19 protein-coding genes and 1 tRNA gene are annotated in these 17596 nt (G+C 57.9%); 12 read left to right on the forward strand and 8 right to left on the reverse strand.

What is annotated here, in order from left to right; genetic code table 11:
* Positions 1-12: 12 nt before the first annotated feature.
* From yeaW to AB1E37_RS16120, 3 genes are read left to right on the forward strand one after another with little or no spacing between them, the layout of a single operon-like run.
* The gene (yeaW, locus tag AB1E37_RS16110) at positions 13-1137 is read left to right on the forward strand and encodes a carnitine monooxygenase, oxygenase subunit YeaW (protein ID WP_002898571.1); all 1125 of its coding nucleotides are present in this window, start codon (positions 13-15) and stop codon (positions 1135-1137) included.
* An 18-nt stretch (positions 1138-1155) separates the two neighbouring features.
* Complete coding sequence (locus AB1E37_RS16115) at positions 1156-2604, forward strand: NAD-dependent succinate-semialdehyde dehydrogenase (RefSeq protein WP_032447463.1); 1449 nt, start codon at positions 1156-1158, stop codon at positions 2602-2604.
* Between the two features lie 57 nt (positions 2605-2661).
* On the forward strand, positions 2662-3627 hold the full coding sequence (locus AB1E37_RS16120; RefSeq protein WP_021312901.1) for a PDR/VanB family oxidoreductase: 966 nt from the start codon (positions 2662-2664) through the stop codon (positions 3625-3627).
* A gap of 169 nt (positions 3628-3796) precedes the next feature.
* Here the strand turns inward: AB1E37_RS16120 and AB1E37_RS16125 are convergent, their stop codons facing one another.
* Positions 3797-3985 (reverse strand): hypothetical protein, encoded by a 189-nt coding sequence (locus AB1E37_RS16125; RefSeq protein WP_020804576.1) that lies wholly within the window; start codon positions 3983-3985, stop codon positions 3797-3799.
* 64 nt (positions 3986-4049) lie between these two features.
* On the opposite strand from AB1E37_RS16125, the gene AB1E37_RS16130 reads away from it, so the two are divergent.
* The gene (locus AB1E37_RS16130) at positions 4050-4337 is read left to right on the forward strand and encodes a hypothetical protein (RefSeq protein WP_004191035.1); all 288 of its coding nucleotides are present in this window, start codon (positions 4050-4052) and stop codon (positions 4335-4337) included.
* A complete protein-coding gene (locus AB1E37_RS16135; RefSeq protein WP_002898466.1) occupies positions 4316-4936 on the forward strand; it encodes a cyclic diguanylate phosphodiesterase in 621 nt (206 codons plus the stop codon). Before AB1E37_RS16130 ends, AB1E37_RS16135 begins: the two co-directional genes overlap by 22 nt.
* Before the next feature lie 149 nt (positions 4937-5085).
* On the opposite strand, the gene AB1E37_RS16140 is transcribed toward AB1E37_RS16135, so the two are convergent.
* Both AB1E37_RS16140 and AB1E37_RS16145 read right to left on the reverse strand, forming a co-directional pair.
* Positions 5086-5173, reverse strand: a tRNA-Ser gene (locus tag AB1E37_RS16140).
* A gap of 119 nt (positions 5174-5292) precedes the next feature.
* Complete coding sequence (locus AB1E37_RS16145) at positions 5293-6945, reverse strand: ABC transporter substrate-binding protein (RefSeq protein ID WP_032414751.1); 1653 nt, start codon at positions 6943-6945, stop codon at positions 5293-5295.
* A gap of 269 nt (positions 6946-7214) precedes the next feature.
* Between AB1E37_RS16145 and yccA the strand changes: the two genes are divergently transcribed.
* Together yccA and tusE are read left to right on the forward strand one after the other, a co-directional pair.
* A complete protein-coding gene (yccA, locus tag AB1E37_RS16150; RefSeq protein WP_002898458.1) occupies positions 7215-7874 on the forward strand; it encodes an FtsH protease modulator YccA in 660 nt (219 codons plus the stop codon).
* An 88-nt stretch (positions 7875-7962) separates the two neighbouring features.
* Positions 7963-8292, forward strand: a complete 330-nt coding sequence (gene tusE / locus AB1E37_RS16155; protein WP_002898457.1) for a sulfurtransferase TusE — start codon at positions 7963-7965, stop codon at positions 8290-8292.
* Here tusE and yccX read toward each other — a convergent pair.
* From yccX to AB1E37_RS16170, 3 genes are read right to left on the reverse strand one after another with little or no spacing between them, the layout of a single operon-like run.
* Positions 8289-8570 carry an acylphosphatase gene (yccX, locus tag AB1E37_RS16160; RefSeq protein WP_004150835.1) on the reverse strand — a complete coding sequence of 94 codons (282 nt, stop codon included), beginning with the start codon at positions 8568-8570 and terminating at the stop codon, positions 8289-8291. The genes tusE and yccX overlap by 4 nt on opposite strands.
* Before the next feature lie 48 nt (positions 8571-8618).
* The gene (locus tag AB1E37_RS16165; RefSeq protein ID WP_004183586.1) at positions 8619-9407 is read right to left on the reverse strand and encodes an AraC family transcriptional regulator; all 789 of its coding nucleotides are present in this window, start codon (positions 9405-9407) and stop codon (positions 8619-8621) included.
* A gap of 17 nt (positions 9408-9424) precedes the next feature.
* Positions 9425-9979: a YbhB/YbcL family Raf kinase inhibitor-like protein gene (locus AB1E37_RS16170; protein ID WP_020804579.1), complete on the reverse strand. Its 555-nt coding sequence runs from the start codon at positions 9977-9979 to the stop codon at positions 9425-9427.
* A 190-nt stretch (positions 9980-10169) separates the two neighbouring features.
* On the opposite strand from AB1E37_RS16170, the gene rlmI reads away from it, so the two are divergent.
* Both rlmI and hspQ read left to right on the forward strand, forming a co-directional pair.
* Positions 10170-11372, forward strand: coding sequence for a 23S rRNA (cytosine(1962)-C(5))-methyltransferase RlmI (rlmI, locus tag AB1E37_RS16175; protein WP_004176645.1), 1203 nt, complete (start codon positions 10170-10172; stop codon positions 11370-11372).
* A 59-nt stretch (positions 11373-11431) separates the two neighbouring features.
* On the forward strand, positions 11432-11749 hold the full coding sequence (gene hspQ / locus AB1E37_RS16180) for a heat shock protein HspQ (protein WP_002898441.1): 318 nt from the start codon (positions 11432-11434) through the stop codon (positions 11747-11749).
* A gap of 29 nt (positions 11750-11778) precedes the next feature.
* Here hspQ and AB1E37_RS16185 read toward each other — a convergent pair whose 3' ends face one another.
* Positions 11779-12192 (reverse strand): CoA-binding protein, encoded by a 414-nt coding sequence (locus AB1E37_RS16185; protein WP_004144085.1) that lies wholly within the window; start codon positions 12190-12192, stop codon positions 11779-11781.
* A 154-nt stretch (positions 12193-12346) separates the two neighbouring features.
* On the opposite strand from AB1E37_RS16185, the gene mgsA reads away from it, so the two are divergent.
* Entirely contained in the window at positions 12347-12805 is a 459-nt protein-coding gene (gene mgsA / locus AB1E37_RS16190; protein ID WP_004224034.1) for a methylglyoxal synthase, read from the forward strand.
* An 11-nt stretch (positions 12806-12816) separates the two neighbouring features.
* Here mgsA and helD read toward each other — a convergent pair whose 3' ends face one another.
* Positions 12817-14871 carry a DNA helicase IV gene (gene helD, locus AB1E37_RS16195; protein ID WP_032103554.1) on the reverse strand — a complete coding sequence of 685 codons (2055 nt, stop codon included), beginning with the start codon at positions 14869-14871 and terminating at the stop codon, positions 12817-12819.
* Positions 14872-14995: 124 nt separating this feature from the next.
* On the opposite strand from helD, the gene AB1E37_RS16200 reads away from it, so the two are divergent.
* Both AB1E37_RS16200 and yccS read left to right on the forward strand, forming a co-directional pair.
* Entirely contained in the window at positions 14996-15442 is a 447-nt protein-coding gene (locus AB1E37_RS16200; protein WP_002898425.1) for a YccF domain-containing protein, read from the forward strand.
* Positions 15443-15459: 17 nt separating this feature from the next.
* The gene (gene yccS, locus AB1E37_RS16205; protein WP_002898422.1) at positions 15460-17595 is read left to right on the forward strand and encodes a YccS family putative transporter; all 2136 of its coding nucleotides are present in this window, start codon (positions 15460-15462) and stop codon (positions 17593-17595) included.
* The last annotated feature ends 1 nt before the right edge of the window (position 17596 follow it).

Below are 17596 nucleotides of genomic sequence, written 5' to 3' on the forward strand. Positions count from 1 at the left end.
AGGAGACCCTACATGAGCAATTTGAGCCCTGACTTCACCCTGCCGATTAACTTTTGCGCTAATCCGCAGGATGCCTGGACCATTCCGGCCCGTTTTTATACCGACAGCCAGGCGTTTGAGCACGAGAAAGAGCGCATCTTCGCCAATAGCTGGATTTGCGTCGCCCACGGCAGCGAGGTCGCCCGGCCGAACGATTACATTACCCGGGAGATCATCGGCGAAAATATCGTTATCGTCCGCGGCCGCGACAACATTCTGCGCGCCTTCTATAACGTCTGCCCGCACCGCGGCCACCAGCTACTGAGCGGCGAAGGCAAAGCCAAAAACGTGATTACCTGCCCCTATCACGCCTGGGCCTTCAAGCTGGACGGCAATCTCGCCCACGCCCGCAACTGCGAAAACGTGGCGAATTTCGATAGCGAAAAGGCAACGCTAGTGCCGGTTCGCCTGGAAGAGTATGCCGGCTTTGTGTTTATCAATATGAATCCGGAAGCGGAGAGTGTGGAAACGCAGCTACCGGGGCTGCAGGACAAAGTGCTGGAAGCCTGTCCGGACGTGCATGATCTGAAACTGGCGGCGCGCTTTACCACCCTCACCCCGGCGAACTGGAAAAATATCGTCGATAACTATCTGGAATGTTACCACTGCGGTCCGGCGCACCCGGGCTTCTCGGATTCCGTCCAGGTTGACCGCTACTGGCACACCATGCACGGCAAATGGACGCTGCAGTATGGCTTCGCCAAACCGTCCGAGCAGTCGTTTAAATTCGAAGAGGGTACCGACGCCGCGTTTCACGGTTTCTGGCTGTGGCCGTGCACCATGTTCAACGTCACGCCGATCAAGGGCATGATGACCGTTATCTATGAATTCCCGGTGGATGAAGAGACCACTCTGCAGAATTACGACATCTATTTCACCAACGAAGAGCTGACTGACGATCAGAAAGCGCTGATTGAGTGGTATCGCGACGTGTTCCGCCCGGAAGATTTACGCCTGGTGGAAAGCGTGCAGAAGGGGCTGAAGTCCCGCGGCTATCGCGGCCAGGGGCGCATTATGGCGGATAACAGCGGCAGCGGTATCTCCGAGCACGGGATCGCGCATTTCCACAATCTGGTCGCCCAGGTGTTCCAGCCGTAATCGTTGAAGGAGCTTGCTATGTCTGTGTTTCACTCAGATCTGTTTCGCCAGCAGGCGCTGATTGCCGGAAGCTGGCGCGACGCCGCCGACGGCACGACGCTTGCCGTCAGCAATCCTTCCACCGGCGCGACGCTCGGCCAGATCCCCAATATGGGGCGTGCGGAAGCGCAACAGGCAGTGGATGCCGCCGCGGCCGCGCTGCCGGACTGGCGCGCATTAACCGCCGCTCAGCGCGCCGCGCTATTGAAAAACTGGCACCGCCTGATCCTCGAAAACAAAACCGCGCTGGCGCAGATAATGACCGCCGAGCAGGGCAAGCCGCTGGCGGAAGCGGAAGGCGAAATCGCCTATGTCGCCTCGTTTATCGAGTGGTTTGCCGAACAAGGGAAACGCGCCAACGGCGAGATAATCCCCTCCCCCGGCGCCGATAAACGCCTGATGGTGATCCGCCAGGGGGTAGGCGTCTGCGCGGCGATCACCCCGTGGAACTTCCCGGCGGCGATGATCACCCGGAAGGCCGGCCCGGCGCTGGCCGCGGGTTGTACGATGGTGATTAAGCCGGCTAACGAAACGCCGTTTACCGCGCTGGCGATGGCGGAGCTGGCGAATCAGGCCGGGATCCCGCAGGGCGTCATTAACGTCGTTACCGGCCAGTCGCGAGAGATTGGCGCGGTGTTCACCGGCGATGAGCGGGTGCGTAAGCTCTCCTTTACCGGTTCGACCGAAGTTGGCCGCGTGCTGATGCGCCAGTGCGCGGAATCCATCAAAAAGCTCTCTTTAGAGCTCGGCGGTAACGCGCCGTTTATCGTCTTTGACGACGCCGATATCGATAAAGCGGTCGAGGGCGCGCTGATCGCCAAGTTCCGTAACGCCGGGCAAACCTGCGTCTGTGTCAACCGCTTCTATATTCATCGCGCCGTCTACGACCAATTCTGCGATAAGTTCGTCGCCCGTGTCGCCGCCCTGAAAGTGGGCGATGGCAGCGAGTCCGATGTACAGATTGGCCCGCTGATCAACGCCGAGGCCGGGCGCAAAGTGCAGTCCCTGCTCGACGACGCCCTGAGCCGCGGCGCCACGCTGTTAACTGGCGGTAAAGCGCATCCGCTGGGCGGTAATTTCTTCACCCCTACGGTGATCGGCGACGTACAGCCGGGGTCACTGCTGCTGCAGGAAGAGATTTTCGGCCCGGTGGCGGCGCTGGTGAAATTTGACGATGAGCAGCAGGTCATCGAGCAGGCGAATAACACCATCTACGGTCTCGCCTCCTATTTTTACAGCAACGATGCCGCCCGTATCTGGCGCGTCTCCGAGCAGCTGGAATACGGCATGGTCGGTATCAATACCGGGCTAATTTCCAACGAGGTCGCGCCATTTGGCGGGGTAAAGCAGTCCGGTCTTGGCCGCGAAGGGTCGGAACACGGAATCGAAGATTACCTGGAGATGAAGTATCTCTGCCAGGGGTTGTAAATGTGCTCTCCCGGCGATGGCGCTAGCCACGCCGGGATTTTTTGATGGAGTTCAGCGATGTCTGATTATCAAATGTTTGAGGCGGTCGTTCGCGATGTTGAACAGATCACCCCTCTTGTGAAGCGTTTTACGCTGGTGTCGCCGACCGGCGCCCCGCTGCCGGCATTCAGCGGCGGCAGCCATATTATCGTCCAGATGCAGGATGGCGAGCAGCGCTACAGTAACGCCTATTCGCTAATGAGCTCGCCGCTGGATACCACCAGCTGGCAGATTGCGGTGCGTCTTGAGTCGCCTTCCAAAGGCGGCTCGCGTTTTATGCACCAGCGGGTGCGCCCGGGCGATACCCTGACGGTGTCCACGCCCAACAATCTGTTCGCCATCGACCCACAGGCGCGAAAACATCTGCTGATCGCCGGCGGCATCGGCATTACGCCATTCTTATCGCATATTCCGGAACTGGAACAGCGACAGGCCGACTGGCAGCTGCATTACTGTTTTCACGACGCCGACAGTAATGCTTTCGTCGATACGCTTCGCGCTGCGCCATGGCGCGATCGGGTCAATGTTCATGTATCAGCGCTCGGCAGCCGTCTCGACCTACCGCGCCTGTTCGCCGACCTCGAGCCAGGAACCCACGTGTATACCTGCGGCCCAGCGGCGCTTAACGAGGCGGTGAAAGCCGCCGCCGAACGCCATCAGGTGCCCGCCAGCCAGCTGCACTTTGAGCAGTTTATCCTTGAGGATAAAAGCGGAGAGGCATTTACCCTGGTGCTGGCGCGTTCCGGACGCGAATTTACCGTGCCGCAGGATATGACCATTTTGCAGGTGATCGAGAATAACAAAGCGGCAAAGGTCGAATGCCTGTGCCGAGAAGGGGTGTGCGGCACCTGCGAAACGATGATTCTGGAGGGGGAAGCCGACCACCGCGATCAGTATTACAGCGAGGAAGAGAAAGCCAGCCAGCAGAGTATGCTGATCTGCTGCTCACGCGCTAAAGGCGGCCGGTTAGTGCTGGATTTGTAAAGCGCACACCGGCAAAACGGCGGTGAGATGGACTGACCCCGCGGAATTGTTCCAACGTACTACCACTCCATGGCGACGAGGTCAGTGGCGCGGATACTATCGGCTTCATCCTCCGCCTGATTAGCTTTCTGTGCGGCACCGGCGATAGCCAGCGCCGCCTGCTCAGGGTTTAGCCGCTAAATACCCGCGCCTTGCCGCTGACCGTCAGTCGCACCATCGCGCCGGGCTGCCACGCGGCCTGGCTGACGGTGCGATCGCCAAGAAACAACGCCGTCTCTTCATCCACCGGCTGCGAGTGATTGCCTTTTCCCTGGCGCTGATAGTATTTCTTGCTGGCGTGTTCGTCATTAACTGGCAACCGGGTCCTGACACTTAGCCCTGAGTCTTTGCCTGATGACCCTCTGTTACTGCTCCCGGCCAGAATGATGGTCAATAAGCGGCCGGTGCTGATCTATCAGACGCGCTTAGCGCCGATCAGGGTGATTGTCACGATCAGTGACATCCATCTGCGCGATGCGCTATATAGCGATACCGATAACAACGGGCTGGCACTCTGGGTGCAGAACCAAATGATTGCCAGATATGGCGATGTTAAGCCGCTGGCTGCGGACCCACACCAGGAGGTATTTACCTCGCCCGCTGGCAAAACAGCACGACGCCAGCGCGCTCGCCCGCGGAATTTATTCCGTTGGCCGAACGTACCGGCTTAATTATTCCCCTAACCCGCAGCCTGATGGCGCAGGTCAACGCGCAGATGAGACCACTCTTTAGTAAACTACCGGATGGGTTTCATATTGGCCTGAATATCAGCGTGTCACATATTAACGCGCCGACGTTTATCGATGACTGCCTGCACTATCAGCGCGGCTTTGAGGGTAAAGCGGTGAAGCTGATGCTGGAGATCACGGAGCAGGAGCCGCTGTTGCTCAACGGGGCGGTTGTGGACAAGCTCAATACGTTACACTCCCGCGGGTTTTCCATCGCGCTGGACGACTTTGGCACCGGCTATTCCGGGCTTTCCTGTCTCCACGAGCTGATTTTCGACTATATCAAAATCGATCAGAGTTTTGTCGGCCGGGTAACTGGGGAGGCGCCGGCAAGCAAGCTGCTGGACTGCGTGATAGAGATGGCGCGGACGCTGTCACTGCGCATCATTGCCGAGGGCGTCGAAACCGAGGCCCAACGGGATTATCTTAATCGCCAGAATATTCATCTGCTGCAGGGCTACTATTTCTGGAAGCCGATGCCCTACGTCGCGCTGGTCATGCTCCTGCTGAGCAAACCGAAGGCGCGGATTGTCGAAGAATAAGCGGGCGTTGTGAAAAGTCCTGCCATGCGACGGGCTATATATCCATCAGCGCTGTGGGAATGAAAACGTCGTCGGTCGCTGTCCGGGTCATGCACGACCGACCGGACAAAGCAAGAAGGGGTTACCTTTCGGTAACCCCTTCTTTTATATGGCGGAAGCGCAGAGATTCGAACTCTGGAACCCTTTCGGGTCGCCGGTTTTCAAGACCGGTGCCTTCAACCGCTCGGCCACACTTCCGGTGTGAGGCGCACTATAAACACCTCGGCGGATGCTGTAAAGCATCATTTTGATCAACTGCCTTAAAAACAAACAATTTTGTGTTATTCGTCTGAATTTCAGGCAGTTTGCACAGAAAATCAACGCCCATCGCCGCTGGCGGATGGGTGTTTTTTAATGTACATGTCTTTGGTGTAGTAATACCCCAGCTTATCCGGCGTGAAGCCCCCTACCCAAGGTTTCACCAGATGGGTACGTACATAGTGATAGACCGGAATGGCGGGAACATCCTGCGCCAGCAGATCTTCCGCCTGCTGATAGTATTTGCCCCGGGTCGCCACGTCGGAGGCTTTCGCCGCATTGCGCAGGGCCTCATCGTAAGCAGGGTTGCTGTACTGACTGGTGTTCTCGCTATCCCCGGTACGGAAAGTATTGAGGAAGGTGGCGGCATCGTCGTAGTCGGCAATCCACGCGTAGCGGACGGCGTCGAAGTTATGCGTATGCATGGTATCCAGCATCGTCTTCCACTCCTGGTTCTGTAGCTTCGCCTCGACGCCGAGGTTTTTCTTCCACATAGAGCTGGCGGCAATGGCGATACGCTGGTGCGACTCAGAGGTGTTATAGAGCAGGGTAAAGACCAGCGGATGGCTTTCATCATACCCCGCCTGCGCCAGCAGTTTTTTCGCCTCGGCAATCCGTTTCTCACGCGGCCAGCTGGCGTAGTCCGGGTTATGCAGCGTCACGCCGCCGATATCCGGCTGACCGATCAGCCAGGCCGGGCGCTGGCCCTGGCCAAGCACTTTTCCGGCAATGATATCTTTATCAAGCGCCATATTCAGCGCGCGACGCACATGGGCGTCGTTAAACGGCGGCCGGGTAGTATTGAATTCGTAGTAATAGGTCGCCAGCTGCGGCGAAACGTCCAGCTGGTCGCCCATGGTTTTCTGCAACTGCGCAAACTGATTGATCGGCACCGTATAGACAATATCAATCTCCCCTGTTTTGTAGCGGTTGACATCGGCGGCCTCCGAAGAGATTGGCAGGTAAGTCACTTTATTAATAACGGTATGCGCATTATCCCAGTACTTTGCATTACGTTCAGCCACCAGCCGCTCATTCACCACCCATTGGGACAGCTTATACGGGCCGCTGGTGACGATATGCTCTGGTCGGGTCCATTTATCGGCATACCGCTCCACCAGCACTTTGTCGATCGGTACCAGCGAAGGGTGCGCCAGCATCGCCAGGAAGGCGGCATTCGGCTGGGTCAGAGTGACCTGCAGCGTGGTGTCGTTCAGCGCTTTCACCCCCAACGTCTCGGGTCCCTTTTGCCCGAGGGCAATCTCGCGGGCGTTGGCGATATGCATATTGCCAGGGTAGCTCGCGTAGGGGGAGGCTGTTGCCGGCGAGACCAGCCGTTGCCAGCTCCAGACGATATCCTGCGCTGTAATGGCCGTGCCGTCAGACCAGGTCAGACCGGGGCGTAAATGAAAGGTCCATAACAGGTTGTCTTTGTTTTCCCAGCGTTCCGCCAGTCGCGGCTGGATCGCTCCCGCTGGCGACACGTTAACCAGCCCTTCAAAGAGATCGCTAATGATATTAAATTCAACATCGCTCTCGACTTTATGCGGATCGAGTGACGCCGGTTCACTGCCGTTATTTCTGACCAGCTCCTGCTTTTCCGCCAGCTGGGTGCCCGGCGGCACCTGCGCCGCCAGCGCCCCGCCGCTCATAGCCAGCATACTGACAGCCAGGAGTGTTCGGGTGATGTGATTTTTTTTGTGTAATGTCATTTCCCTTTGCCTTTGACGTACGGGGTAATCCCCCTCTTCCACACTTAGTCGCAGAAGTGCCATAAGGCAATATTTTTCAGTGACCTATAAGATTTCGATCGGCTCAGCGACGCGAAAAGCGAAAATATATCGCTTTTCCCTATCTATATAGAATTTTATGCCTGGCAAAAGCGGTAAAAACTAAGTAAAGATGGGTAAAAGCATTAGGGCTTCACGCTTGTTTTTCTTATTCTTTATCCCTAATTACATCTGTCATAAGAGAGTGACTCATGGATCGCATAATTACATCATCGCGTGACCGTTCCTCGCTGCTCAGCACGCACAAGGTTCTGCGTAACACCTACTTCCTGCTCAGCCTGACGCTGGCGTTTTCCGCTATCACCGCCACCGCCAGCACAGTGCTGATGCTCCCTTCGCCGGGTCTCATTTTGACCCTCGTGGGGATGTACGGTCTGATGTTCCTGACCTACAAAACGGCGAATAAACCCACCGGGATTATTTCCGCCTTCGCCTTCACCGGGTTCCTCGGCTATATCCTTGGGCCGATGCTGAACGCGTATCTTTCTGCCGGCATGGGCGATTTAATCGGCCTGGCGCTGGGCGGCACGGCGCTGGTCTTCTTCTGCTGCTCGGCCTATGTGCTGACGACGCGTAAAGACATGTCATTCCTTGGCGGGATGCTGATGGCCGGCGTGGTGGTCGTCCTGATTGGTATGGTCGCTAACCTGTTCCTGCAGCTGCCGGCGCTGCACCTGGCGATTAGCGCGGTGTTCATCCTGATCTCTTCGGGTGCCATCCTGTTCGAGACCAGCAACATTATCCGCGGCGGTGAAACCAACTATATCCGCGCGACGGTCAGTCTGTATGTTTCGCTGTACAACATCTTTGTCAGCCTGCTGAGCATCCTGGGCTTCGCCAGCCGGGACTAACCGCTCCCCTGCTTAACAGAGGCCTCGCTTATGCGGGGCCTTTTTTTTTGCTACACTGCGGCCAGTTTCAGGCGGTATGTGAAAAATCATGTTTATTTTTGAAGGCAACGAAATTGAAACGGATAGCGAAGGCTATCTGAAAGATACCACCCAGTGGAGCGAGGCGATGGCGGAAGTCATTGCCGCGCAGGAAGGGATAACGCTCGCCGTTGAACACTGGGAAGTAGTGCGCTTTGTGCGCGAGTTTTACCTTGAATTTAACACCTCCCCGGCGATCCGTATGCTGGTCAAGGCGATGGCCAACAAGTTTGGCGAAGAGAAAGGCAACAGCCGCTATCTCTATCGCCTGTTCCCGAAAGGACCCGCCAAACAGGCGACTAAAATCGCCGGCTTGCCGAAGCCGGTGAAGTGCATCTAATAGAGGATCGCGAATTTGTCCCAGCTGCGGGTGGGTTGATGGGGCTCGGTTAACACTCGGTCAACCCGCGCGCTGCGCGGCCCCCCGGCTTTCAGCCAGGCGATGAGTTTTTCCACCTGCTCCGCCTCGCCGCAGGCAAGCACTTCCACCCCGCCGTCATCCAGATTACGGGCATAACCGGTCACCCCCAGCTGCAGCGCTTCCCGCTGCGTGGAATAGCGAAATCCCACGCCCTGAACCGAACCGTAAACCCATGCCATTGTGCAGATACTGGCCATAATCATCTCCTTTTCGCTCACGCTATACGCTGAGGATAGCAAATTCGTTCAGCGTACATGCTTCGGCAGTAAACCATAATGCTGACGGAAGCGCGCGGTAAAGCGCGATCCCGACTGATATCCGCTGTTCTGCGCAATTTCGCCTATTGGCCGCGAGGTGGTCTGCAGCTGCCCCAGGGCGTGGGCCATCCGCACCTCCTCGACGATCTGGCGAAAACTCTGCGATTCCTGCTGCAGCCGACGGCGCAGCGTGGACTCGCCGAGAAAGAGCATTTTCGCCACCCGCGACACGCTCCATGCCTGCGCCGGCGACAGCATAATCAGCTGCCGCACCTGCGCCGACAGATCCTGCTGCCGCTCGACGAGCAGCGGGCCCGCATAGCCAGCCTCATGCAGGGCCAGCAGCAGCCCCATGGTCTGGTGCTGCTGCAGCGCGACGGACAATCCCTCCCGCACCGCCTGCAGAACGCTTTGCCACATAAACGCCAGCTCTGTCGTCACCGGTGCGCAGAGCGAGGTCAGGCGCCCTGGCGGTGGTTCGCTGAGATAACGAGTCTTAAACCTCGTCAGCAGCTCGGGCGTCAGCGATAGCAGATCGGAGCAAAATAGGCCATTCTCCGGCTGGTTAATCACCTCCAGTTCCACGTCAGCTGGCAAAACAATCAGCTGTTGCGGAGTCGCCAGCACCCGGCTCTCCCCTTGCACAATCACTTTGCTGCCGCGTTTCACCCGACAGAGCGCCGGGGAGAACAGCCGCACGCGATGCAGTCTGCATAGCCGTCGGGTGGTGATCTCCGCCGCGGTTAAGGCGTTATGCTGAAAGTGGATACTCTCCATCAGACCGACCTTTTATTTTAACGCCCGGCCATCGCCGTCAACTGTGCGCTGGCGAGAGCATGGCTATGTAACAGATAGCCGACCAGCGCCCCGCTGGCCCCGGCATCCACCGGCAGCGTGGGGACATCCAGCGCCCATACCGTAAAGCGATAGCGGTGCGGTTTATCTCCCGCCGGCGGACAGGCGCCGCCGAAGCCGGCATAGCCAAAATCGTTGCGGCCCTGGACCGCTCCGCCCGGCAGTGTAGCGCTGTTTTTATCTCCCGCGCCAGCGGGCAGCGAAAAGACGCTGCTGGCGATATTGACCACCGTCCAGTGCCACCAGCCGCTGCCGGAAGGCGCATCGGGATCCCGGACGGTGACCGCGAAGCTGCGCGTACCCGCCGGGGCGTTTTTCCATGCCAGCTGCGGAGAGACATTGCCTCCGGTACAGCCGAAACCGGCAAACCAGTGCTGCTGGGCCAGCGGCTGCCCGTCACGCATATCATTGCTGCTTACGCTAAACGGCGCGGCCATCGCGCCGCTGCTCACAGCCGTTACCATCGCCACAGCCATGCGGATACCTGTTTTCATCGTCTGCTCCTCGTTGGGGTGAGAAAACAGGGTATGAGAGTCCGCACCAGCTGAATGTGCCGAAGCGCCTGCATTTTGTGCCGAAACGCTCACCTGTGCCTGCCGGGCGAAAGATGCTTGCGTGCGCCAGGTGTGCTAATCTACGCGCCATTTTTCGGTGCCGACATTCCCGTTGCTTAAAGGTAGCCCCATGACAGATTCCCTATTCCCCCGCTTAGTGTTAGCCAAAGGACGCGAGAAATCCCTGCTGCGTCGCCATCCGTGGATATTCTCCGGCGGCGTCGCCCGCATGGAAGGTAAAGCCCGCAGCGGTGAAACCATCGATATCGTTGACCATCAGGGAAAATGGCTGGCCCGCGGCGCTTACTCGCCGTCGTCGCAGATCCGCGCCCGCGTGTGGACCTTCGACCGCAATGAAGCCATCGATAGCGCCTTCTTTGAACGCCGTCTGAAGCAGGCGCAAACCTGGCGTGCCTGGCTGGCCGAGCGCGATGGCCTCGACAGCTACCGCCTGATCGCCGGCGAGTCCGATGGCCTGCCGGGCGTCACTATCGACCGCTTTGGCAACTTTTTCGTGCTGCAGCTGCTCAGCGCAGGCGCCGAATACCAGCGCGCCGCCATCATCAGCGCCCTGCAGAACCTGTTCCCGGACTGCGCCATTTACGATCGCAGCGATGTCGCCGTGCGTAAAAAAGAGGGACTGGAGCTGGCCCAGGGGCCGGTGGTGGGCGAACTGCCCCCGGCGCTGCTGCCGATCACCGAGCACGGCATGAAGCTGTTGGTCGATATCCAGGGCGGGCACAAGACCGGCTACTACCTCGACCAGCGTGACAGCCGCCTGGCCACCCGCCGCTATGTCGCGGATAAACGGGTGCTGAACTGCTTCTCCTACACCGGCGGCTTTGCGGTGTCGGCGCTGATGGGCGGCTGCCGCCAGGTCACCAGCGTGGATACCTCGCAGGAGGCGCTCGACGTTGCCCGCCAGAACGTGGAGATCAACGGACTGGATCTGTCCAAAGCGGAATTTGTGCGCGACGACGTGTTCAAACTGCTGCGCAAATACCGCGATCGGGGAGAGAAATTCGACGTGATCGTGATGGATCCGCCGAAGTTCGTGGAAAATAAAAGCCAGCTGATGGGCGCCTGCCGCGGCTATAAAGATATCAATATGCTGGCGATCCAGCTGCTGAACCCCGGCGGCGTGCTGCTGACATTCTCCTGCTCCGGGCTGATGACCACCGATTTATTTCAGAAAATCATCGCCGATGCCGCAATTGATGCCGGGCGTGATGTACAATTTATAGAACAGTTCCGTCAGGCTGCCGACCACCCGGTGATCGCAACCTACCCGGAAGGGCTGTATCTGAAGGGGTTTGCCTGTCGCGTCATGTAACTTGAAAAACGAAACATGAGCCTCATATAGGGAGTATTCATGTTTCCCAGGAGGTGCCTATGATAGCCAGCAAATTCGGTATCGGCCAACAGGTCCGCCATACGCTCTTGGGCTACCTGGGCGTCATCGTCGATGTCGATCCCGAGTATTCGCTCGCGGAGCCGGAAGAGGATGAAATTGCCGCCAATGACGAACTGCGCGCGGCGCCCTGGTACCATGTGGTGATGGAAGATGATGATGGCCAGCCGATTCACACCTATCTGGCAGAAGCGCAGCTGAGCAGCGAAACCCGCGACGAACACCCGGAACAGCCGTCCCTTGACGAACTGGCCAAAACGATTCGTCAGCAGCTGCAGGCTCCGCGCCTTCGCAACTAAAACAAAACCCCGCCAGGCGGGGTTTTTTGTTATTTTGCTAATCCCAGTCGCGGTAGTTCAATGGCCGGGCAGCGATCCATCACTACGCTCAATCCGGCTTCCCTGGCCAGCACCGCAGCCTGCTCATTGATCACCCCCAGCTGCAGCCATAGCGTTTTCGCGCCGATGGCTATCGCCTCCTGCGCTACGCCCCACGCCGCTTCTGAATTACGGAAGACATCAACCATGTCGACCTTTTCCGGAACGTCGGCGAGCGTCGCATACCCCTGTTGTCCCAGCAGCGTCTTGCCCGCCACCTTCGGCGAAACCGGGATAACGTGATACCCCTGATCCAGCAGATACTTCATGACCCGGTAGCTCGGACGGTCAGGCTTGTCGCTGGCTCCGACCAGCGCAATCGTCCGTGTCGAGGTCAGGATGCCAGCAATATCATTCTCTTTCATGGTTTCCTCCTGCTATTTCACCTAAGTGTATGCTAATCCGCAGCAGGGGGCCATCCAGCCTAACCCACAGATTCAGCAAAATTTTCATCCCCGATGCTTGCAGCGACAGCCACATTCAGTAATCTGTTTGCAGGTCAAAATGTGGAATGAAAATATGGAACTGACAACACGTACCCTGCCTGCGCAAAAACATATCGCGCTGGTGGCTCACGATCACTGCAAAGATATGCTGATGAAATGGGTTGCTCGCCATCAGGCGCTGCTGGCGCAACATATTTTGTATGCTACCGGCACTACCGGTAATCTCGTCTCCCGGGCTACCGGCCTGGAGGTTAATGCCATGCTGAGCGGTCCGATGGGCGGCGACCAGCAGGTGGGTGCCCTCATTTCAGAAGGCAAAATCGACGTGCTGATCTTCTTCTGGGATCCGCTGAACGCCGTTCCCCACGACCCGGATGTCAAAGCGTTGCTGCGCCTGGCCACCGTCTGGAACATTCCGGTCGCCACTAACGTCTCCACCGCTGACTTTATTATCCAGTCGCCGCACTTCGGTCAACCGCTCGATATTCTGATCCCGGATTATCCACGCTATCTTGCCGATCGCCTGAAATAATCGAGCCGCGATTACGGCTTCCTGGCCACGGGCACACCCAGCGCCTGCAGGATCTCGACAAACGGCGAAGGTTGCGCCTTGTTAAATAACAGCCATACCCGGTGACGAGCGCGGGTGAGCGCCACGTACAACAGTCTACGCTCCTCCGCATCCGGAAAATCTTCCGGCTGCGGCAGGAGCGCCTGCTCCATAATCGACTCGCGCGCCGGGGCCGGAAACGCATCCTCCCCATCCTGTAGTCCCAACACAATGACAAAGTCAGCCTGCTGACCTTTGCTGGCATGAATCGTCATAAAATCAAGCTGCAGGTGCGGCCAGCGCGTCGCCGCTTTGTTGAGCGCCTCAGGCTTCAGATGGTGATAACGGGCAAGCAGCAGGATGCGCTGCTCGGGCTTAACGTAACCGCTCAGCTTATCCAGAAGATCGTCCAGCTTGTCGTCGGCTAACAGCGTGACGGCCTTTTTATCACCTGCCATAAGGCTGTTCAGCGGTTTGCTTAACTGATGCGGATTTTGCTGGATAAAGCCATTGGCTATTTCGCCGATACGCCCGTTAAAGCGATAGGTGGTATCCAGCGCACAGCAATCCCCTTCGCCAAAGTAGTGGTTGAATGCGGTGGTCAGAGAAAGCTGCGCCCCGCTGAACCGGTAGATCGCCTGCCAGTCATCCCCGACGGCAAAGAGCGTGGTTTGGCTATTCTGCCGGCGTAACGCGGCCAACAGCGAGGCTCGCTGCGGCGAAATATCTTGAAATTCATCCACCAGAATGTGTTTCCATGGGCTGACGAAGCGGCCTTTATCGAGAATATTGACCGCCTGATGGATCAGGCCGGAAAAATCGACCGCATTCTCGGCCTTGAGCGCCGCCTTCCAGTCTTTCATCAGAGGCGACATCAGCTTCACCCGTTTACTGAACAGGTCGCGTACCGCTTCCGGCGCCCCGGCAATCATCTCCGCCTGGGAGCCGCCGTGCATGCGCATCAGGCTCACCCAGTGGTCAAGCCGGCTGGCCATCCGCCGCTGCACCTTTTTGTCCTGCCAGAAGTCCCCCTCCGGCAGTTGCCAGCCCATCTCTTCTTCCAGCCACAGGCGCCAACCTTTCGCCTGCGCTTTTTTCTCCTGGCACTGCTTTTGCCAGCTTTTCAGCAGCAATGCGTGGCGGGCCGCAGTATCGCTTTCCAGCTTACTGATAGTGGGCACTTTTTTGCTGCCCTGCTGAATAATATGCAACGCCAGCGAATGGAAAGTACGCGCGGTAATATCATCTGATGCCAGACGCTCGCGGATCCGCTCATCCATTTCCTGCGCCGCCTGGCGGCCGAATGCCAGCAGCAAAATTTGATCTGCCGCGGCTTCTCCCCGCGCCAGCAGCCAGCCCGCTCGCGCCACCAGTACCGAGGTTTTACCGCTGCCCGCTCCCGCCAGCACCAGCAGGGAGCGCTCGCCGTTCACTACCGCACGCGCTTGTGACGCATTGAGCGGGGACGACTCAACGCTATCAAAAAATTCGCGATATTGCTCCAGCATCGCCTCGGTAAAGGCCTGGTTATGGGCCAGACGCGTCGCTTCAATATCGCCTAACCAGCGCTGACACTCCCGCCACAGCTCCCGGCAGTTATCAAAGGCATCAAGCCGACTGGTGGGCATCGGCAAACCAGTCAACGCATGGCGTATATTATCCTGAACATCCGCCACCTGCTGACGGGTTAGCCACTTGCCTTCTGCGCGAGTGTGCTCGATCGTCGCCAGCTGCTGCTTCAGCACGCCGGCGGCGATATTGCTCATCTCCGTGCTCCACTGCTGCCAGAGTGTGTGTAAATGATGATAAAAGCGCTGCGTTTCACTCCACTCGGTACCGTGCAAACGCACGACTTTCCCGTCCGGTAGCACAAACTCCAGTTCGCCCCAGACCAGACCGCGCTTACAATGCACTGACAATAACTGATTGAAAGGGATAAGATACTCATGACGATCGCCGGAAACTTTTACCCCGGCGTTCAGTAGCTGCACCCGATCATAAGGGTGCTGAGCCATGCGTTTGCCCAATGTTGTCGCTTTAAGTTCCATATAATGTCGATTTTCAATCAGGGTGGATTGTTTTTCAGTTTAACCGCCCCGGACCAGGTGCTCCAGCGCAAAAAAACGTTACAATCATCAGGTCTTATTATCCACCGGGCAAAACCGAGGCTTTATGCGTACCATTCTGAATATTTTGAACTTTATCCTTGGCGGTTTCGCCACCACTCTAGGCTGGCTACTCGCCACCCTGGTCAGCATCATTCTGATTGTCACGCTGCCGCTGACTCGTTCCTGCTGGGAAATCACTCGCCTTTCGTTATTTCCCTACGGTAACGAGGCGATTCATGTTGACGAGCTCGAGCCGGGGCGCAAAAACGGTCTACTGAACGCCGGCGGTACCGTTCTGAACATTCTGTGGTTCATTTTTTTCGGCTGGTGGCTCTGCCTGATGCACATTTTCAGCGGTATAGCTCAGTGCCTGACTATCATAGGCATCCCGGTGGGGATCGCGAATTTCAAAATCGCCGCCATCGCCCTCTGGCCGGTGGGTCGCCGGGTCGTTTCTGTGGAAACCGCGCGTGCTGCGCGTGAAGCCAATGCGCGTCGTCGCTTTCAGTAACCGAACGGAACACGGACATGATTAGCCCCCTGCTACGCCGCTACACCTGGAACAGCGCCTGGCTTTATAACGTACGAATTTTTATCGCGCTCTGCGGCACAACGCTGTTTCCCTGGTGGATCGGCGAAGTCAAACTGACCATCCCCCTCACCCTCGGCGTCGTGGCTGCGGCTCTGACCGACCTTGACGACCGTCTGGCCGGCCGTCTGCGTAATCTTGCCATTACTCTGGTTTGCTTTTTTATCGCCTCCGCCTCCGTGGAGCTGCTGTTTCCGTGGCCGCCGCTGTTTGCCCTTGGTTTGACCGTGTCTACCATCGGCTTTATTTTGCTTGGCGGCCTCGGTCAGCGCTATGCGACCATTGCCTTCGGCGCCCTGCTTATCGCCATCTACACCATGCTCGGCGTCACGCTGTACGATCATTGGTATCTGCAGCCGTTGTTCCTGCTGGCGGGGGCCGTGTGGTACAACCTGCTGACGCTGTCCGGGCACCTGATCTTTCCGATTCGTCCATTGCAGGACAACCTGGCGCGTAGCTATGAGCAGCTGGCCCGCTATCTTGAGCTCAAATCCCGGCTGTTTGATCCTGACCTTGAGGATGAGAGCCAGGCGCCGCTGTACGATCTGGCGCTCGCTAATGGCCAGCTGGTAGCTACGCTTAACCAAACCAAGGTCTCGCTGCTAACCCGACTGCGAGGCGATCGGGGTCAGCGCGGCACCCGCCGCACCCTGCAGTACTACTTTGTGGCCCAGGATATTCATGAACGCGCCAGCTCATCGCATATTCAGTATCAAACCCTACGCGATCAATTTCGCTATAGCGATGTGATGTTCCGTTTCCAGCGTATGCTTTCGATGCAGGCGCAGGCCTGCCAGAAACTGTCGCGGGCGATTCTGTTACGCGAACCCTATCAGCATGATGCCCATTTTGAACGGGCGTTCATGCATCTCGATGCGGCACTTGAGCGCGTGCGCGCCGGCGGCGCATCCGACGAGCAGCTCAACGCCCTCGGGTATTTACTGAATAACCTGCGCGCTATCGATGCTCAGCTGGCCACCATTGAATCGGTGCAAACCACCGCGCCTGCCGGGAGTAATACCGAGACGCTGCTGGCCGACGACAGACTCGGCGGTCTGAGCGATATCTGGCTGCGCCTGCAGCGCAATATGTCGCCAGAGTCGGCCCTTTTCCGCCACGCAGTACGTATGTCGTTGGTGCTCTGCGCCGGCTATGCCTTTATCCAGTTTACCGGGCTCCAGCATGGCTACTGGATCCTGCTAACCAGCCTGTTCGTCTGTCAGCCGAACTATAACGCCACCCGCCATCGCCTGGCGCTAAGGATTATCGGCACGCTGGTTGGGGTGGCGATCGGCCTGCCGGTCCTGCTGCTGGTTCCCTCTGTTGAAGGGCAACTGCTGTTGATCGTCCTGACCGGCGTGCTGTTTTTTGCCTTCCGTAACGTGCAGTACGCCCATGCCACGATGTTTATTACGCTGCTGGTGCTGCTGTGCTTTAACCTGCTTGGCGAGGGCTTTGAAGTCGCGCTGCCGCGTATCATTGATACGCTGATCGGCTGCGCCATCGCCTGGGCAGCGGTCAGCTTCATCTGGCCGGACTGGAAATTCCGCAACCTGCCGCGGGTGCTGGACCGGGCAATGAACGCGAACTGCCGCTATCTGGACGCGATTCTGGAGCAGTATCATCAGGGCCGCGACAACCGGCTGGCCTACCGTGTCGCGCGTCGTGACGCCTACAACCGTGATGCTGAGCTGGCCTCCGTCGTCTCGAACTTATCGACTGAACCACGCGCGGATGCCACCCAGCGAGAAACCGCCTTTCGTCTGCTATGCCTCAACCACACGTTCACCAGCTATATCTCCGCTCTTGGCGCGCATCGGGAAAAACTGTCCACGCCGGAAATCCTCGCCCTGCTGGATGATGCAGTCTGTTATGTGGATGATGCCTTGCATCATACCCCCGCGGATGAACAGCGGGTGCAACAGGCTTTGAACAGCCTGCAAAGCCGGATCCATCATCTGGAACCGCGCGCGGACAGTAAGGAACCCTTGGTCTTACAGCAGATTGGCCTGCTGCTGGCGCTGCTGCCTGAAATCTGCCGCCTGCAGCAACGGGTCCACGCCCAAACCGAATAAC

It is taken from the genome of Klebsiella sp. Shm-1 (genome assembly GCF_040804525.1).
GTDB classification, from domain to species: domain Bacteria; phylum Pseudomonadota; class Gammaproteobacteria; order Enterobacterales; family Enterobacteriaceae; genus Klebsiella; species Klebsiella pneumoniae.